11 protein-coding genes are annotated in these 17,521 nt (G+C 74.0%); 6 read left to right on the top strand and 5 right to left on the bottom strand.

Going from position 1 to position 17,521, the window contains the following annotated elements; translation table 11 throughout:
• Positions 1 to 380 precede the first annotated feature (380 nt).
• On the bottom strand, positions 381 to 2,318 hold the full coding sequence (locus tag BMY61_RS08975; protein ID WP_042461442.1) for an ATP-binding SpoIIE family protein phosphatase: 1,938 nt from the start codon (positions 2,316 to 2,318) through the stop codon (positions 381 to 383).
• 266 nt (positions 2,319 to 2,584) lie between these two features.
• Positions 2,585 to 3,913 carry an NAD(P)/FAD-dependent oxidoreductase gene (locus BMY61_RS08970; RefSeq protein ID WP_042461438.1) on the bottom strand — a complete coding sequence of 443 codons (1,329 nt, stop codon included), beginning with the start codon at positions 3,911 to 3,913 and terminating at the stop codon, positions 2,585 to 2,587.
• 286 nt (positions 3,914 to 4,199) lie between these two features.
• On the opposite strand from BMY61_RS08970, the gene BMY61_RS08965 reads away from it, so the two are divergent.
• Both BMY61_RS08965 and BMY61_RS08960 read left to right on the top strand, forming a co-directional pair.
• On the top strand, positions 4,200 to 4,943 hold the full coding sequence (locus BMY61_RS08965) for a TetR/AcrR family transcriptional regulator (protein WP_042461436.1): 744 nt from the start codon (positions 4,200 to 4,202) through the stop codon (positions 4,941 to 4,943).
• A gap of 172 nt (positions 4,944 to 5,115) precedes the next feature.
• Positions 5,116 to 6,987 (top strand): sigma-70 family RNA polymerase sigma factor, encoded by a 1,872-nt coding sequence (locus tag BMY61_RS08960; protein ID WP_083555145.1) that lies wholly within the window; start codon positions 5,116 to 5,118, stop codon positions 6,985 to 6,987.
• A gap of 24 nt (positions 6,988 to 7,011) precedes the next feature.
• Here the strand turns inward: BMY61_RS08960 and BMY61_RS08955 are convergent, their stop codons facing one another.
• The 3 genes from BMY61_RS08955 to BMY61_RS08945 all read right to left on the bottom strand — a co-directional run bounded on the left by BMY61_RS08955 (position 7,012) and on the right by BMY61_RS08945 (position 11,159).
• Positions 7,012 to 7,671 carry a DsbA family oxidoreductase gene (locus BMY61_RS08955; RefSeq protein ID WP_425314673.1) on the bottom strand — a complete coding sequence of 220 codons (660 nt, stop codon included), beginning with the start codon at positions 7,669 to 7,671 and terminating at the stop codon, positions 7,012 to 7,014.
• Between the two features lie 62 nt (positions 7,672 to 7,733).
• Complete coding sequence (locus tag BMY61_RS08950) at positions 7,734 to 8,222, bottom strand: universal stress protein (RefSeq protein ID WP_042453716.1); 489 nt, start codon at positions 8,220 to 8,222, stop codon at positions 7,734 to 7,736.
• Between the two features lie 210 nt (positions 8,223 to 8,432).
• On the bottom strand, positions 8,433 to 11,159 hold the full coding sequence (locus tag BMY61_RS08945) for an asparagine synthase-related protein (protein ID WP_075003812.1): 2,727 nt from the start codon (positions 11,157 to 11,159) through the stop codon (positions 8,433 to 8,435).
• A 738-nt stretch (positions 11,160 to 11,897) separates the two neighbouring features.
• On the opposite strand from BMY61_RS08945, the gene BMY61_RS08940 reads away from it, so the two are divergent.
• The 4 genes from BMY61_RS08940 to BMY61_RS08925 all read left to right on the top strand — a co-directional run bounded on the left by BMY61_RS08940 (position 11,898) and on the right by BMY61_RS08925 (position 17,515).
• Positions 11,898 to 13,406: an NsdA family TPR-like regulatory protein gene (locus BMY61_RS08940; RefSeq protein WP_042453719.1), complete on the top strand. Its 1,509-nt coding sequence runs from the start codon at positions 11,898 to 11,900 to the stop codon at positions 13,404 to 13,406.
• Between the two features lie 94 nt (positions 13,407 to 13,500).
• Entirely contained in the window at positions 13,501 to 14,688 is a 1,188-nt protein-coding gene (lhgO, locus tag BMY61_RS08935) for an L-2-hydroxyglutarate oxidase (RefSeq protein ID WP_174514539.1), read from the top strand.
• Between the two features lie 32 nt (positions 14,689 to 14,720).
• Positions 14,721 to 15,485 carry a tRNA (guanosine(46)-N7)-methyltransferase TrmB gene (trmB, locus tag BMY61_RS08930; RefSeq protein WP_425314675.1) on the top strand — a complete coding sequence of 255 codons (765 nt, stop codon included), beginning with the start codon at positions 14,721 to 14,723 and terminating at the stop codon, positions 15,483 to 15,485.
• Positions 15,486 to 15,601: 116 nt separating this feature from the next.
• Positions 15,602 to 17,515: a PrsW family intramembrane metalloprotease gene (locus BMY61_RS08925; protein WP_052439082.1), complete on the top strand. Its 1,914-nt coding sequence runs from the start codon at positions 15,602 to 15,604 to the stop codon at positions 17,513 to 17,515.
• Positions 17,516 to 17,521: the final 6 nt, after the last annotated feature.

The following is a 17,521-nucleotide window of genomic DNA, read 5'->3' as shown; positions in this document are numbered from 1 at the left end:
CATCCGCCGGAATAGACGGACCCGTGCACAGCGTCCTCGCTGAAAATTTGTTCTCAAAAGTAACTGGCGTTGACTTTTGGCACGCTGTTGAGTTCTCAAGGAACGGACGCTTCCTTCGCGCCTGTTTCACCAGGCCCTCCGGGCGCTTCCTTCGTTTTCTACTCTATCAGAACTTTCGGCTTTCGCTTTTCGCTCCGGCCCGTTCCGACGAGTGAAACTCTAGCTGATTTCTTCGGTCGGAACCAAATCGGTCAGCCATTTTCGAAAATGGCAGCACAAAGAAAGCCTTTGTGCGATCAGATTCGAGGGGGTTTGCTGCCCGGACACCCGCACCGCGAGCGGGGCAACTCGGAGAACATTACGCATCCCCGAGGGCGGTGTCAACCCTCCCTGAGCGGGAACTCGCACCAGACCGCCTTGCCCCCGTCAGGCGTGCGCCGGGTGCCCCAGTTGGTGGCGATGCTGGCGACGATCGCCAGGCCACGACCCGACTCGTCGGCCGGCAGGGCCTGGCGGCGGCGGGGGAGGTGGTCGTCCGCGTCGGTGACCTCCACCGTGAGGCGGCGGTCCGTGCGGCGCAGGCGGAGGCGCATAGGGGGGTGGCCATGGGTGAGGGAGTTGGAGACCAGCTCGCTGACCGCCAGGACACCCATGTCCCGGACGTCCTCTCCGACGCGCCAGCTGCTGAGGACGCCGCCGGTGAAGGCGCGCGCGCTGGACGCCGCCTCCGCGCCGCCGAGGAGGTCGAGTGACGCGCTGCGGAACAGCTCGGCGGAGTCGTGTTCCCGCTGGGGCAGCTGGAAGACCAGGGCGGCGACGTCGTCGTCGTGCTCCGGGGTCACGCCCATGGCGCGGAGCAGACGGGAACAGATGACGTCCGGCGTGCCGGTGGCGCCGCTGAGTGTCTTGGCGAGGGCGTCGAGACCGCGGTCGATGTCGCGGTCGCGGCGTTCGACCAGGCCGTCGGTGTAGAGGACGCCGGTCGCGCCGGGCGGGAAGGGCAGGGTCCCGGAGGCGTGCATCCAACCGCCGGTGCCGAGCGGCGGGCCGCCGGGTTCCTCCGGACGGGTGACGCTGCCGTCGGCGGAGCGGACCATGAGCGGCAGGTGGCCGGCCGAGGCGTAGGTGACCGACTGCTCGCTCGGGTCGAAGACCGCGTACAGGCAGGTGGCGATCTGCATGGCGTCGATCTCGGCGGCGATGCCGTCGAGGAGCTGCAGGACCTCGTGCGGGGGCAGGTCGAGTCGGGCGTAGGCGCGGACGGCGGTGCGCAGCTGGCCCATGACGGCGGCGGCGCGCATGCCGCGTCCCATGACGTCGCCGATGACGAGGGCCGTGCGTCCGCCGCCGAGGGTGATCACGTCGTACCAGTCGCCGCCGACGGCGGTGTCGGCGCCACCGGGTTGGTAGGTGGCGGCCACGCGGAGGTCGTCGGGTTGTTCGAGCTTCTGCGGGAGCAGGCTTCGCTGGAGGGTGACCGCGGCCTCGCGCTGGCGGCGTTCGCTCTCACGCAGGCGCTCGGTGACGCGGACCTGGTCGGTGACCTCGGCGCCGAAGACGAGGACGCCGCACACATCGGAGGCTCCGGTGCTGCGGCGTAGTGAGGCGAAGGTACCGAGGCCGAGGGAGGAGAGACCGAGCGAGGTGCGTGCCCCCGCGCCCCCCACGCTGCCGGCGCTCCCCCCACCGACACCCACCGCTCCTACCGTTCCCACTCCGCCTCCCGCTCCCACTGCGCCTGCCGTTCCCACCGCTCTCGCCGTCACGGGCGAGGCCGTCGTGGGTGTCGACGTCGCGGCCGCCGTCGTGGTCTCGCCGAGGGTGAGGGCGGCCAACTGCCGGCCGAGGTCCTCGGACTCGCGGATCGGGGCGCAGACAAAGGTGTAGTAGCGGGGCTCCGTGCTGCCCGCCGAGGAGGCGGGGTGGTGCAGGATCTTGCGGGCCTTGACGGTCCGCGGGCGGCCGGTCCGGTAGACCTGGTCCATCAGCGGCAGCAGGCCGAGCTCTTCGAGCTCGGGCATCACCTGGTGGGCGGGGACTCCCGTCGGACGCGGGCCGAAGACCTCGGTGTAGGCGCGGCTGAGGTAGCCGAGGCGATGGCCGGGGCCGTAGCCGATGGCGACGAGGGCGGGCAGGTGGCCGAGGACGTCGTGGACGGCGAGGTGTTCGTGGCCGGCGTGCTCGTGGGCGATTCGCTCCTCGGGGATGTCGCCGCGGCTGGCCGGGACGCTGGGGGTCGGACCGGGGTCGCGGTCCGACGACGCGGAGGCGCGCCGCTGTCCGCCGGGGAGCCGGACGCTCCAGCGTGTGAGATTCAACGGAGTCCTTCGGGCTGCGGGGCACGCTGTGGGAGCGGGCGTCGGTCGAACGGTCATCGGTCGAGCGGGCTCGATCGAGGCTGGCCGGTCGAGGCAGGCATCAGGTCGAGGCAGGCTTCAGGTCACGCGGAGTCGGGGTCCAGTGTGGCCGAAAGGCGCGTCACGGGGAATCAGCGGACCTGGGGTGTCTCGAAGATCGGCAAATCCGGCCGGATCGGACACGGCTTCTTCACACACCTGTCCGTTCCGGTCGTCGAGCGATCGGGTTACCGCCCCTCCATCAGCTGTTCGAAGCCGGCGCGTGGTTCCTCCAGTTCCCCGAGCGAGACCATCTCCCGACCGGTCAGCCCGGCGAGCAGCCAGTCGGACAGGACGCGGGCCTTTCGCTCCCAGGTGGGGATGCGGCGCAGGTGCACAGCCCTGTGCAGCAGCCAGGCGGGGCGTCCGTGCAGGGAGCGTCCGCGCAGCTGGGCTACGCCCTTGTGCAGGCCGAGGGAGGTGATGGAGCCCTTGAGCTCGTACCGGTACTCGACGGTGGGCTCGTCGCGCAGGCTGGCCACGAGGTTGTCGGCGAGCACCACGGCCTGGCGGACGGCGTGCTGGGCGTTGGCGCGGCAGGTCTCGCCGGGGCGGGCGAGGTCGGGGACGGCGGCGCAGTCTCCGGCGGCGTAGACGTGCTCACCGCCGAGGACGCGCAGGTGGGTGTCGCAGCGCAGCCGTCCCTGGGCGTCGACGGCCAGGCCGGTCTGTTTGAGCACGGGGTTGGCGCGGACGCCCGCCGTCCACACGAGAGTCCGGGCGGCGAACCGGCTGCCGTCGGTGAGCTGCACGATCCCGTCCGGCCCGACGGCGGCGAGCCGGGTGCCGAGCCGTACGTCCACGTCGCGTTCGCGCAGTTCGGCGGTGGTGCGGGCGGCGGCCTGGGGTTCCGTCTCGGGCAGGATCCGTTTGCCCGCCTCGACGAGGATCCAGCGCAGGTCCTCGGGCTGGAGGGTCGGATAGTGGCTGACGGCGTGACGGGCCATGTCCTCCAGCTCGGCCAGCGCGCCCGTGCCCGCGTAGCCGCCGCCGACGAAGACGAAGGTGAGGGCGGCCTGGCGGACCTCGGGGTTGCGGGTGGAGGAGGCGGCGTCGAGCTGCCCGAGCACGTGGTTGCGCAGCTTGACGGCCTCCTCGACGCTGCGGAACCCGATGCCGCTGCGGGCGAGGCCGGGCACGGGCAGGATGCGCGAGACCGAGCCGGGGGCGAGGACAAGCCGGTCATAAGGGACTGTCAGCTCGATCGGCGGCCCCTCCCGGTTGAGCGGCGAGGGCAGCAGCAGGTGGGCCTGGCGGGCCGCGGTGTCCAGGGAGGTGAGTCTCCCCTGCACGATCCGCACGCCGGGCAGCGCGCGGCGCAGCGGCACGACGACGTGGCGCGGGTCGATCGCGCCGGCCGCGGCCTCGGCCAGGAAAGGCTGATAGGTCATGTAGGAGGTCGGGTCGACGAGTGTGACCTCGGCCTCCCCGGGCCGCAGCCGTGAGCGCAGCCGCAGGGCGGCGTTGACGCCGACCTGGCCGCCTCCGACGATCAGAATGCGCGCGGGTGGGAGCACGCAACTATTCCGCACCCGCGTACGCCCGCGCGTCCATACTCCGTACCTGAATGAGTGGACCCAGAGTGCTCCCGGGTTTGCGCGCCCCGGGGTGGTGGCACGAGGCGGAAGGCGCTCGGGCGACCCCCTTGACTCCACTGATCTGCGCAGATGTCCTACGCTGCGCAGCGACGATGGTGTGGGCACGTCCGATGCGGACGGGGCGAATCCTTTCGGGTTCCCCTGTTCCCGTCGATGCGCTGTCAACTATCGTCGTTGGATCTGTCTACGGGGGAGGACGAACCTCATGGTTCAGCAGGAGCAGGTACTGCCGCGAGCGGTGGACGGAACGATTCCGGTCCAGCGGGGGATCGTGGCCAACAGCGCCGGCCGGGGGGCGGGCGCCGGAACGAACGGCACTCCGGGGGGTCGGCTGCGCGTGGACGCGCGGCGCAACCTGGAGGCGGTGCTGCGCGCGGCCCGCGAGGTCTTCGGCGAACTGGGCTACGGCGCGCCGATGGAGGAGGTCGCCCGCCGCGCGGGCGTGGGCGTGGGCACGGTCTACCGGCGCTTCCCCTCCAAGGAGGTGCTGGTGCGGCGGATCGCCTCGGAGGAGGTGGTCTGGCTGACGCAGCAGGCACGCGAGGCGATCAGCATTCAGACCGGTGGCGCGGGCGGCTGGGAGGCTCTCGCCTCCTTCCTGGCCCGGGCGGCGTCCTCCGGCGCGGGCCGACTGCTGCCGCCGGAGACGTTCCGTCAGGCGGAGGCGCTGGTGCGGGTGCCGGTGCAGCGGACGCCGGGTGCGTCCGAGGAGCCGGCGGGACCGGCGGCCACGGACGACGAGTTCGGCGCGGACGCGGATCCGGCCCGCCTGCTGGAGCTGCTGGCCGAACTGGTCGAGGGTGCGCGGGTCGCCGGCGAGCTGCGGCCCGGGGTGACCGTCGCGGACGTGGTGCTGGTGCTGACCGCGGCGGTGCCGCAGCACACCTCTTCCGACGGGAGCGCGTCCGGCCGTCTGCTGCAGCTGCTGCTCGACGGGCTGCGTAACTGAGCGATGGCTCCTGGCAGGCGGTTGCACCGCCTGCCAGGAGCGTCGCGCCCCTGAGGTAACCGGCGTCCGAAAGCTATTCCCCGAAGGAGTGGCGTCGGAGGCATCGCCTCCCGTTGGCTCACCACCGTGTGGGAAAGTTTCACGGTCGAGTGAGTGAGCGGGGGTCCGTGTCATGGCCGCAGAGGAGCCGGAGGCGACCGCCGCCGCTGCCAAGGTTCCGCCGCAGGGCGATGGCAGTGGGCGGCATCGTGGTGATGTCGCGCGCGAGCACCAGCTGCCCGACGCCACGGTCCCGGCCCCCGGTGGGCCGGTGGACGAGGACGCGCCGTTCGGGCCGTCCGACGCGGAGTTGACCGCGGCCGTGCGCGGCGGGGACGACGTGGCGTACGAGGAGTTGTACCGGCGGCACGCGGCCGCCGTGCGGCGGTACGCGAAGACCTGCTGCCGGGATTCCTTCACCGCGGAGGACCTCGCGGGCGAGGTCTTCGCCCGCACGCTGCAGGCGCTCCGCGCCGGCAAGGGGCCGGACGTCGCCGTCCGCGCGTACCTGCTGACGGCGGTGCGGAACATCGCCGCGTCATGGAGCCGGAGTGACCGGCGCGAGCAACTGATCGACGACTTCCAGGTGTTCGCGGCGTCCAACGCCGTCGTCGCGACGGTCGACGTCACCGATCCGGGTGCGGACGCGCAGGCGATGTCGGGGGTCGACCAATCCCTGATCGTGCGGGCGTTCCGGAACCTGGATGCGGACGACCGGCTGCTGCTGTGGCACACCGAGGTCGAGCAGGAGCCACCGCGCGAGGTCGCGCTGCTCCTGGGCAAGACGGCCAACGCGACGGCGGTGCAGGCGCACCGCGCCCGCGAGCGGCTGGCGACGGCGTTCCTGCAGGCGCACGTCTCGGACAGTCAGGCGTCCGACTGCGAGCGGCACGCGAGCAAACTGGGCGGCTTCGCCCGCGGCCAGCTGGGCAAGCGGGCGTCGACGGAGGTGCGGGCGCATCTGCAGGAGTGCGACCGCTGTTCGGCCGCCTACCTGGAGTTGGTGGATCTCAACCACAGCCTGCGCGAGCTGCTGCCCGGTGGGCTGTTGGTCTGGCTCGGCACGGGTTATGGCACGGCGGTGGCCGCCGGCCTGGTCGGCGGTGCGGCCGTGGCCGGCGCGGCAGCAGGTGCGGGCGCGGCGGGCGGTACCGCCGCAGGCGGCGCTGCGGCGGGTGGCGGCGCGAGCGGCGGTGCGGCGGCGGGTGGTGCCGCGTCCGAGGGCGTCGGGCTCCCCGTGAAGATCGGCGTCGCGACGGCGGTGGCCGTGGCGGCCGGTGTCGCGCTGGCCTACGCGCTGTCCGGCAGCACGCCTCCCCCGCACAAGCCGGTGGCGGCCAAGCCGACGCCGCATCCGGTGGCGACGCAGCCGGCGCCCAGTCCTACGCCTTCCCCCACACCCACGCCCACGCCACAGGCCCCGGCACCGACGCCGGTTCCGGTCGCGGTGGTCAAGCCTTCGCCGAAGCCCACTCCGCCCAAGCCGACGCCGACGCCGACTCCTACGCCGACCCCGACATCCACCCCGACGCCCACTCCGACTCCGCTGCCTCCCCCTCCTCCGCCGCAGAGTTACTTCGTGGACTCCCTGCCGTTCCAGGGCGTCTCGAACACCGACGGCCCGGCGATCGAGCCGGATGCGTTCAACTGGGTCTGGCAGCGGCCGGACGGCGTCAGCATCGGCGGGACGAAGTACCGTCGCGGCATCACCGTGGTGGCGCCCTCGGCCACGGTCATCGACCTGAACCGCAGTTGCTCGTCGTTCTCGGCGTCGGTGGGCGTCGACGACGTGACCATGGGCTGGGGCACGGCGAGGTTCACCGTGGAGGACGGCGACACGGGCGCCGTGCTGTGGAGTTCGGACGTCATCCACGGCGGCGACCCGGCCGTCTCGTTCAGCGTGCCGCTGACGGGGCTGAGCTCGGTCCGGCTGGTCGTCCACGGCTCGCACGGGCACTTCGGCGGGCAGGTCGCGGACTGGGCGGACGCGGGCTTCACCTGCTGAGCCGGTGAGCCCGCGCCCCGGAGGTCAGCTCTTGAGCTGCGCCACCTGACGCAGGGCGGAGAGGAAGGTCTCCGTCTCCTGGGCGCCCTGGACGGCGTACTGGCCCTCGAAGACGAAGGTCGGTACGGCGCTGACGCCGATCTGCCGGGCCTGCTCGAGCTCGCGCTCGGTCTCGGCGCGGCCCTCGTCGGACGGCAGGAACGTCTCGACGCGGGTCCGGTCCAGGCCTGCGGCGACGGCGATCTCGGTCAGCGCGGCGAAGTCGGCGACGTCCACACCGTCAGAGAAGTGCGCGGCGAGCAGCCGCTCCTTGAGCTCCGTCTGGACGGTCGGGCCGTACTCGTGCTCGGCCAGCCAGAGCAGGCGGTGGCCGTGGATGGTGTTGACGTGCAGGGCGGCGTCGAAGTCGTAGTCGATGCCCTCCTGCTTGCCGATGGCGGCGACGCGGTCGTCCATGGCGCGCGACTGCGGCCCGTAGCGCTCCTCCAGCCAGGCGCGGTGCGGGCTCGGCTCGGTCGGCGCGTCCGGGACGAGCTGGTAGGGGCGGTAGACGACCTCGACGTCGGCGGCCCCCTCGAAGGCGGCGAGGGCACGGTCGAACCGGCGCTTGCCGATGTAGCACCAGGGGCAGGCGATGTCCGAGTAGATCTCGACCTTCATGGGGGCGCACTCCTCACAGCTCACGAATCTCTGCGCACTCAGAGAACGCGCTCGCCGGGGAATGCATTCCCGCCGGCCCGACTCCGTCAGCGCAGCGGACCGGGCACGAGCAGCACCGGGCACTGGGCGTGGAACAGCAGCGCCGAGGCCACCGAGCCCAGGAGCAGGCGTGGGAACCCGCCGTTGCCGCGAGCCCCCAGGACGAGGGTGTGCTGACGTGCGGACGCGCTCAGCAGCAGGGCGACCGGGTCGCCCGCGAGCACGTGCAGGTCGGGCGCGGCGCCGGCGCCCGTCACCCGGGCGGAGACGGCGACGATCCCCCGCTGGACCACGTCGGCCATCCCCGCGAGCAGCCGGTCGACGCTGTCCTGCACCACGTCCTCGAGCCCTGCGGTCGCCACGGCCGGCGTGGGGTTCACGGCGGCGAGGACGCGCAGCGGCAGCTCGTGCGCCCGCGCCTCCTGGAGCGCGCGCTCCAGCGCCCACAGGGATCCGTCCGAGCCGTCCACCCCGACCAGGACGCCGGGCTCGGCGTCGGCGGCGGGGAGCTGGTGGGAGACGGGGAGGGCGCGCATGAGGCCATCATGCGGTGTCACAGTGACGGACAGTCAGCTGCAACACGCTTCAGGGGCGCGCGCCTCTGCCGGTATACGGCCTCTCCCCCGGCCTTCGGCCGGGAGGTGCCCCCTGCGTGGGCGCGAGACCACCGGCGTGCGGATCGCCCTGCGCGGTGCGGACCACCCGCTCATCCGTGGTCGCTCGCACAGTTCCCCGCACCCCTGGGGTCAGTGCAACTGCGGTGCCGTGCCCAGCTGGCCGACCCAGCAGCTGCCGCGGCGGCTGTGGAGGCGGCGCAGCCACAGCTCCGTGGCGATGAGCTCCGGGAGGCCGTCCATGGGTCCCGGGGAGTCCGGGACGGTCGCGGCGGACAGCGCCGCGCGGGTGGCGGCGACGTCGATGACGCCCCAGCGCCCCAGCAGGGAGGTGGCGAGGAAGCGGTCCAGCGAGGAGGCGGCCCGACGCAGGCCGGCCCGCATCGTCTCGGCCGAGGGGTAGGCGTCGTGGGGGGCCGGGCCGGAGGCCGGGAGGCCGTCGGGGACGGAGGGGACGCCCGCGCCGGCCAGGACGGCCCGCAGGATGAGCTGGCGGGCGCCGGGCTGGATACGGGCGCGGTCCGGCACGAGCCGGCATGCGCGGACGACCTGGTTGTCCAGGAACGGCGCGTGCAGACGGCGCCCGCGCGCCTCGGGTGCGGACTCGACGACCTGGGCCAGCACCCGGAAGTCGGCCGCCCGGCGCTGTAGCGCGAGCCGGGCCCGGCGGGCGCCCGGGCGCTCGTCGGGGGCTCCCGCCTGCGCGGCGAGGCGCAGCCGGGCAGCGACCGCGCCGCGCGCGCCCTCGGTGAGCCAGGCGGCGGCGGGCCCTGGCGTGCACCAGGCCAGCGCGCGGGTGGACGCGTCGCCGGCACTGCCGGGGCGGAGCGCGTCCGCACCGCCGCGCAGCAGCGCGGCGGCCGTGGCCTCCAGCCCCTCGACGTAGCCGGTGCGGGCGAGGCGTCGGGCGGCGCGGACGACGGAGACGGGCGTGCCGAGCCCGGCTGCGCCGAGCGCCGCGCTGTCGGCGCGGGTCAGGGCGGCGACGGGGCGCAGCAGCGGGCTGCGGCGCCGCTCGTGGAGCAGGTCGGCGAGACGGGCCGGGTGGCCGTCCAGGGCCTGGCGGGCTCCGTGGCCGCTGATGTGCTCGACGCCCGCGGCGGCGAGACGGGCGCGCTGGCGGACGGCGGTGACCAGGGCCGGTCCGGGCTCGTCGGTGAGCGGCCCGGCCAGCGGGTCGTCGGCGAGGTCCGCGAACGGCAGCGCCTCCTGCCCGCCGGGGACGACGACGTGGTCGATCCGGTCGGCGGCGGCCTCGGCGACGGCTCGGGCGCGCAGCAGTTCGGCCTCGCGGGCCGGGTTGGGCGGGGCGCCGGTGACGCCCTCGGCGTCGGTGTAGGTGATGGCCAGCAGCGCGTCGTTCCCCGGTGCGGTCGGGCCGCCGACGCGGGCCCAGGACCCGCGGACCGCGCCGGTGCGCCGCGGATTGCCTCCCGATCCGGCTGCGGCGGCGTCGGGACGGGGCGGGCCGTGGCGCAGGGTGCGCGAGCTGCGCGGGTCGCCCCAGCGCTCCTCGCTGAAGGTACCGCGTGCGGGGTGCCGTGCCGGGGCGGCGCCGTTCGCCTCGCCCTCCGGGCCGTCCGGGCTCTCCCCCGCATCGCCGTCCGGTTCGGCCGACGGGGCCGGGCCTTCGTCCCCGGTCTCCGCCCGTAGCCCGAACAGCGTGGCGCCGCGCGGACGTTCGGCGCGCGCGGCGCCGAAAGCGGTCGCGGGCGCGGTCGCGCGCGGGACGCCCGCCGCCAGGAGGGTGAGGACGGTGGAGGCGCTCCCGCCGGAGAGATCCACGCTGACGGCGGGCCGCGGCGTGAGCGTGGCCGTGACCGGCTCTGCGCCGTCCGTTTCCCCATGACGCCGCCGGAACGCCCGCCCCCGGAAGGCCCCGGCGCCACCGACGCCCGGCGCGGCAGCCGGCGGGTCCGGATCGGCCTTGCGCGCGGCGGAGCCGGGGCCGGCGGCTTCGACCCACACCCCGCCGGCACCGCCGCGCGTGCCCTGTTCCGCCTCGGTGGCCGTCGGTTCCGGTGCGGCGTTCTCCGCGTGGAGCATGCCGAGCCCGTAGGTGGTGGGGGGCGCGGGTGTCCGGACGCGCAGACGGACGGACTCCAGCAGGGAGCGGGTGACCTCCGCCGTCGCGGAGGCCTCGCTGATCTCGTAGGTGCCGACGCCGCCCGGCGGTGCCTCGTAGACGGAGATGTCCGGGACGCCCGCGCGGATGCTGAGCGCCTGCCCCGGCGGAACGCGGCGCACGCCGGTGAAGGGGCTGTTGTCGCCCGCCCCCTCCGGGGAGTCCGGCAGGGCGAGGCGCGCAGCGAGGTGGACGTGGTCGAGGGGCGCGTCGACGAGGTCGGCGAGCGGGAGCGCGGCCGTCGCCCAGGCGGTGCCGCCGCGCCAGCCCGTGTGGTAGACGGGCTGGACGCCTGCCAGGTCGCCGAGGACGGCGACGCGGCTGCCCTGTTGCAGGACGACGACGTAACTGCCGGGCCAGGTGGTCAGGTGCCGCAGGGCACCGCCGGTGGTGGTCAGCAGGGCGGTGCGCAGCGCGGCGTCGGCGGCGCCGCAGCGGCCGAGGACGAAGAGGCGGGCCAGCGCGCCGTCGTCGGGCGGCAGCGCGAGGAGGGCCGATCCCTCGGCGGCCCCCGTCGGTTCGTCGAGCTCGGGGAAGCCGACCTGCACGGTGTGGTGGTAGTGGCGGCGGTAGCGGTGGACAGCGACGCCGCGGATCTCGTCCGGACGCCAGTCGCCGACGACCCAGAGCGGGTCAGGGCCTGGCCAGAGCAGGCGTCCGCCGACCGGCCGCAGCGCCTCGGCCTCGACCCCCGCCGCGCCGCGCACTCCGTTCCAGCCCACCACCCACCGCATGCTCGCCTCCCCGCAGGGCAGCACGGTGCCGCACCGTCAGCTCACATGGTGCCAGCTCACGGCGGTGACGGCGGCGCCCTCGCGGAGATCAACCCTGGTTCGCAGACGAGTTGTTGATCATTCGTCAGACATGTGCGCAGGGAAAGGCGACAGAACGGAGCAAACCATCCCACCCGCCGCGGACGGCCCGACGGCCGGGCCCCGGGCCATCCCCTCCCTGGTCCGGGCCCCGACCCCAGAGGCCGCGGACCGGGAAGGCCCCGACGGGCGAGCCCCACGCCCTTACCGGGACAGGCCGGAACGTTCCGGGACTGCGCGGCTTTCTCTCGCGGCCCGGGGGGTGTCCGCACACCCCCCGGGCCGGTCCGCCGCCGCGCGGGGATGTACGGCGGCGGCGTCCCCCGACCCGCCGGGTCCTCGACGGCAGGCCGACCCACGCCACCATGCAACTGCCGCGACCATGCATCAGGGAGGGGGCACGGCGGGGCGCACCGCCGCACGCGCCAGGGGCATAGGACAACCACCCGACGCACTGGCGTACGAGCCTCCCGGTCGAAATCCATGCCCAACAGGTCGGTCGTCTCGGCCGCCGCCGCTACCTCTTCCCGCCAACCGGAACAAGACCCCTTAACCCTGGGAACGCGGGGAACTACTCTGGGTGTTGTCAGACAGTGTGGGTGGGCCGCGAACGGCCCACGGACGGACGAGGGCGGACCAGGCGAGGGGGTGCAGCCGGGCATGGTGACCAGCGGGCGCGGACCGAACGAGAAGCTGGGTTCCCTGCTGACGGTCGCCGGCATCAGCAACGCCGGCCTGGCCCGGCGCGTCAACGACCTCGGCGCCCAACGCGGGCTGACCTTCCGTTACGACAAGACCTCGGTGGCCCGCTGGGTCACCAAGGGCATGGTGCCGCAGGGCCCCGTGCCGCATCTGATCGCCACGGCCATCGGCGGCAAGCTCGGACGCAGTGTCCCTCTGGAGGAGATCGGCCTGGGCAGCGCCGATCCCACCCCCGAGGTCGGCCTCTCCTTCCCGCGCGACGTCCCGGCCGCCGTCCACTCCGCGACGGAGCTGTGGCGGCTCGACCCCGGACGTGGGCGCAAGCCCGGTACGCCGGGCCCCGGTTGGTGGGACAGCCTGGCCGGCACCTTCTCCGTCGCCGCGTACGCGACGCCCGTGTCGCGCTGGCTGATCACCCCCGTCGACGGCTCCGTCGCCCGGGACGCGACCGCTGCCGCCTCCGGCGCTCCTGCCGTCGGCGGTGCCGCCTTCACCGACGTCCACGAACCCGGCGAGCTGGCGCGTCTCGCCGACGCGCAGGGCCGCCCCTACCGCGTCGGTCACGCCGACGCGGCGAAGCTCCGCCAGGCCGCGGAGGAGGCCCGCCGCTGGGACTCCCGCTACGGCGGCGGCGACTGGCGCTCCTCCATGGTCCCCGAGTGCCTGCGCCGTGACGCCGCCCCGCTGCTGCTCGCCTCCTACAGCGACGAGGTGGGCCGCGCGCTCTTCGGCGCCACGGCGGAGCTGAGCCGGCTGGCCGGATGGATGGCCTTCGACACCGGCCAGCACGAGGCCGCGCAGCGCTACTACATCCAGGCGCTGCGGCTCGCACGTGCGGCGGCGGACGTCCCCCTCGGCGGCTACGTCCTCGCCTCGATGAGCCTGCAGGCCACGTACCGCGGCGCGGCGGAGGAGGGCGTCGACCTGGCCCAGGCCGCCGTCGAACGCAACCGCGGTCTGGCGACCGCGCGCACCATGAGCTTCTTCCGCCTCGTCGAGTCCCGCGCGCACGCCCGCGCCGGCGACGCGGCGGCGTGCGCGGCCGCGCTGGCGGCGGCGGAGAGCTGGTTGGAGCGAGCGCGGACCGGGGACGCCGACCCTGCGTGGATCGACTTCTACACCTGGGACCGCTTGGCCGCCGACGCCGCGGAGGCCTTCCGCGACCTCGGAATGCCCGGCAAGGTCCGCGAGTTCACCGAACGCGCGCTGGCGCGCCCGACGGAGGAGTACGTCCGCTCGCACGGCCTTCGGCTGATCGTCTCCGCGATGGCCGAGCTGGACCAGGGCGAGCTGGAACGCGCGGTCGCGGCGGGCAACCGCGCGCTGGACGTGGCCGGCCGGATCTCGTCGCAGCGGACGCGGGAGTACCTGGGCGAGATGCTGAAGCGGTTGGACCGCTACCGGGGCGAACGCATCGCCGAGGAACTGGTCGAGCGCGCCCGGCTGACCCTGGCCGCCCCGGCGTAGCCGGGGAGGGGCGCGGGGCTCCAGCCGTGCGGCTCCGCCACGCGGGCGGAGCCGCGGATTGGCACAGCCCCGCGCCCCTGGCAGAGTGCAACACATGGACTGCGACGTCGTGATCGTGGGTGGCGGGATTGTCGGGCTCAGTGCTGCGTACGCGTTGAGTCTCGCGCGGCCCGGGATCGACGTGATCGTGCTGGAGAAGGAGCCTCGGCTCGTCGCGCACCAGACCGGGCACAACAGCGGGGTGATCCACAGCGGGCTGTACTACAAGCCCGGCTCGCTGAAGGCGCGCTTCGCCCTCGCCGGGGCCGCCGAGATGGTGGACTTCTGCAAGGAGCAGGACCTGCCGTACGAGGTGACCGGCAAGCTCGTGGTCGCCGTCGACGAGACGGAGGTGCCGCGGCTGCAGGCGCTCGCGGAGCGCGGGCGGGAGCACGGCCTGCCGATCCGGGAGCTCGCGGCGAGCGAGATCGCGGAGTACGAGCCGCACGTGCGTGGCGTCGCCGCACTGCACGTGGGGACGACGGGGCTGGCCGACTTCCCGGCCGTCGCCCGGCGGTACGCGGAGCTGTCCGGCGCGCGGATCCGAACCGGCAACACGGTCACCGCGATCGCGCGGGACGCGGACGGTGTGACCGTCACCACCACGCTGGGCCAGGTCCGGGCCCGGGTGCTGGTCAACTGCGCGGGGCTGTACAGCGACCGGATCGCGCGGCTGGCCGGCGACGAGCCGGGGCTGCGGATCGTGCCGTTCCGCGGCGAGTACTACGAGCTCTCCCCCGCGGCGGCTTCGCTGGTGCGTGGGCTGGTCTACCCCGTGCCGGACCCGGCCTTCCCGTTCCTCGGCGTGCATCTCACCCGCGACCTGGTCGGCGGCGTCCACGTCGGACCGAACGCCGTGCCGGCGCTGGCGCGGGAGGGGTACGGCTGGCGGCGGATCAACGTGCGGGACCTGGTGGAGACGGCGTCCTGGCCCGGGACCTGGTCCCTCGCCTCGCGCCACTGGCGCGCGGAGGCGGTGGAGCTGCGGCGCTCGCTGAGCCGCGGGGCCTTCACGGCGGCCCTGCGCCGCCTGCTGCCGGACATCACCGAGCACGACCTGCACCCCGCGCCGGCGGGCGTCCGCGCCCAGGCCGTGGACCGCGACGGCGCCCTCGTCGACGACTTCGCGTTCGCGCAGGGCCCCCGCACGGTCCACGTCCTCAACGCGCCCTCGCCCGCGGCGACGGCGTCCCTCCCCATCGGCCGCGAGATCGCGTCCCGGGCGCTGGACGCACTCTCGTAGCCGGGCGCGCGGCGTTCCGTAGACTGGGGCGCATTGTGACCAGCCAGACCACCGCCCCCGCCATAGCTCCGGACGACCGTGCCCACGACGACCGTCCGGGCGCGCCCGTCTCCCCCGAACTCCACCGGGAGCAGCGGATCCGCAGCTTCCACCCGCGCAAGGGCCGCATGAGCACCGCCCAGCACGACGCGCTGGCCCGGTCGTGGGACGGGTACGGCATCCGCGTCGACGGCAAGCGCGCCCTCGACCTGGACGCCTGGTTCGGGCGACCGGACCCGCGGGTCGTGCTGGAGATCGGCTTCGGCATGGGTGACGCGACGGCCACGATGGCCGGGGCGGAGCCCGACCGGTGCGTGCTGGCCGTGGACGTGCACACCCCGGGGCACGGCAACCTGCTGCGGCGGATCGAGTCCGACGGGCTGGACAACCTGCGGCTGGCCGAGGGCGACGCCGTCGTGCTGCTGCGGGACCAGCTCGCGCCGCAGAGCCTGGACGGGCTGCGGATCTACTTCCCCGACCCGTGGCCCAAGGCCCGGCACCACAAGCGCCGGCTGATCCAGCCGGAGTTCGTCGCGCTGGCGGCCTCGCGGCTGCGTTCCGGTGCCACCGTGCACTGCGCGACCGACTGGGAGCCGTACGCCGAGCAGATGCTGGACGTACTGAGCGCCTCCCCCGAGCTCGCCAACCTGCACGCGGACTACGCGCCGCGTCCCGACTGGCGGCCGGTCACCAAGTTCGAGCGGCAGGGGCTGGCCAAGGGCCACGTCGTCCGGGATCTGCTGTTCCGACGCGTCTGACCCGCCACCTGACCCGCCACCGCCCTTCGGTGACGGATCTGTGAGGGGCGCGTGAGGGGCGACTGACCGGCCAGAACTCCTTACGGCTCGCTCGGCGCCCCCGCTAAGGTCGTGGGGTGAGCAGCGCGTACGAAGAGCCTGCGGCCGTCGCGGCGGCCGGTCCGACAGCCGAACCGTCCTCCGCCGACATCGAGCCCGGGCCGGCCGTCGCGCTGCCCGAGGGACTGCCCGCGGTACCGCAGGCCGGTGGCGCCGACGCGCTGCCGTTCAGCCCGCCCACCAGCTTCCGCTACAAGGTGCGGCGCAACCTGCTGGAGAACAGGTGGCTGCGCCTGCTCGCGGTGGTGCTGGTGCTCGCGCTGTGCGGGGTGGTCATCCTCGCCAAGGTGCAGCACCTGACCGGTACCTCCGGGTTCCTGGTCGGCATATCCCTGGCCGTGCTGCCGGTGCCGCTGATCCTCGGCGCGTTCTACTGGCTCGACCGGGTCGAGCCCAAACCGTGGAAGCTGCTGTTCTCCTGCTTCGGCTGGGGCGCCTGCGCGGCGGCCCTGGTCGCGTACCTCGCCAACAACTACGTGACCTCACTGCTCGTCAGCCACCAGATCGGCGGCAGCGAGACGCTGGGTGCCAGCCTGGTCGCGCCGCTGGTCGAGGAGACCTGCAAGGGCTCGGCGCTGCTGCTGGTCTTCCTGTTCCGGCGCCGGGACTTCACCGGCATCGTCGACGGCGCGGTCTACGCGGGCTTCACCGCGACGGGCTTCGCCTTCACCGAGAACATCCTCTACATCGGCCGCGCGGTCGCGGACGGCAACCCCGACGGCGGCAGCAGCGTCGCCGTCACGGTCGTGACCTTCCTGATGCGCGAGGTGATGTCGCCGTTCGCGCACCCGCTCTTCACGTCCATGACGGCGGTGGGCTTCGGCATCGCGGCGATCAGCCGCAAGCGCTGGCAGCGGATCTGCGCACCGATCGCGGGCTGGATCTTCGCCATGCTGATGCACGGCACCTGGAACAGCGCCCCGCAGCTGGGCGCGGCGGGCTTCTTCGCCGTGTACTTCCTCTTCATGGTCCCGGTCTTCGCGCTGATGGTCTGGCTGATGGTCTGGGCCCGCGGCAACGAGCTGCGGACGATCGGCCGCCAGCTGGCCGTCTACGTGACGGCGGGCTGGATGACCACGCCGGTCCCGGTGGTCCTCTCCTCGATGCGGACCCGCAAGCAGGCCCGGGCGCTGGCCCGGTTCCAGCAGGGTCCGGCCGGCGACAAGGCGATGCGGGAGTACCTGTCCTTCGCCACCTCGCTGGCGTTGCTGCGCGAGCGGGTCGCGCGCGGGCTCGCCGTCGCGCACTTCACCGAGCGCGAGCAGGAGCTGCTGCATCATCTGTGGGAGCGGAAGGACGCGGTGGCGGCGGTCTTCGCACGCGTCGGTGAGCAGGAGTGGTTCCGCAAGCACCCGCCGCTCGTCCCGGCCTTCGGCCGCCCGATGGCGATGCCGACGGGGGTGCCCATGGGGATGCCGATGGGGATGCCGATGCAGCGCCCCGCGCCGGGGTACCCGGGCGGGTACGCGCCGTATGCCCAGCCCGGACCCTACGGGGCCTACGGGCAGCAGCCGGGGCTCCACCCCGGGACGCCGCAGACCGACGCCTACGGACGCCCGGTGGCACCGTACGGCTGGCCGGGCCGGCCGGCGCCGTACGCCCAGCCGGGCCCGTACGGGCAGCCGTATCCCCAGCCGTATCCCCAGCCGGGCCACCCGCAGGGGAACGCGCAGCCCAACCCGTACCCGCAGAGCCGCCCGCAGCCCTCCACGCAGCCTGCTCCGCAGGCCACGCCACCCGCTCAGGCACAGCCGAACCCGCAGCCGACCCCGCAGTCGTATCCGCAGCCGTATCGGCAACCGAGCGCGCAGTCGCCGTCACGGCCGGAGACGTCCGTCCCGTCCGGGCCGCAGGTGCCGTCGACGTACGAGTACCCCGCCACCCGACCCGCCGCCGCGGCCGAGCCGCAGGAACCGGCCGTCGAGGAGTGATTCCCG

Source organism: Streptacidiphilus jiangxiensis, from assembly GCF_900109465.1.
GTDB lineage: Bacteria > Actinomycetota > Actinomycetes > Streptomycetales > Streptomycetaceae > Streptacidiphilus > Streptacidiphilus jiangxiensis.
The sequence above is the reverse complement of the archived record's forward strand: the minus strand, read 5'-3'. Positions and strand labels throughout refer to the sequence as shown.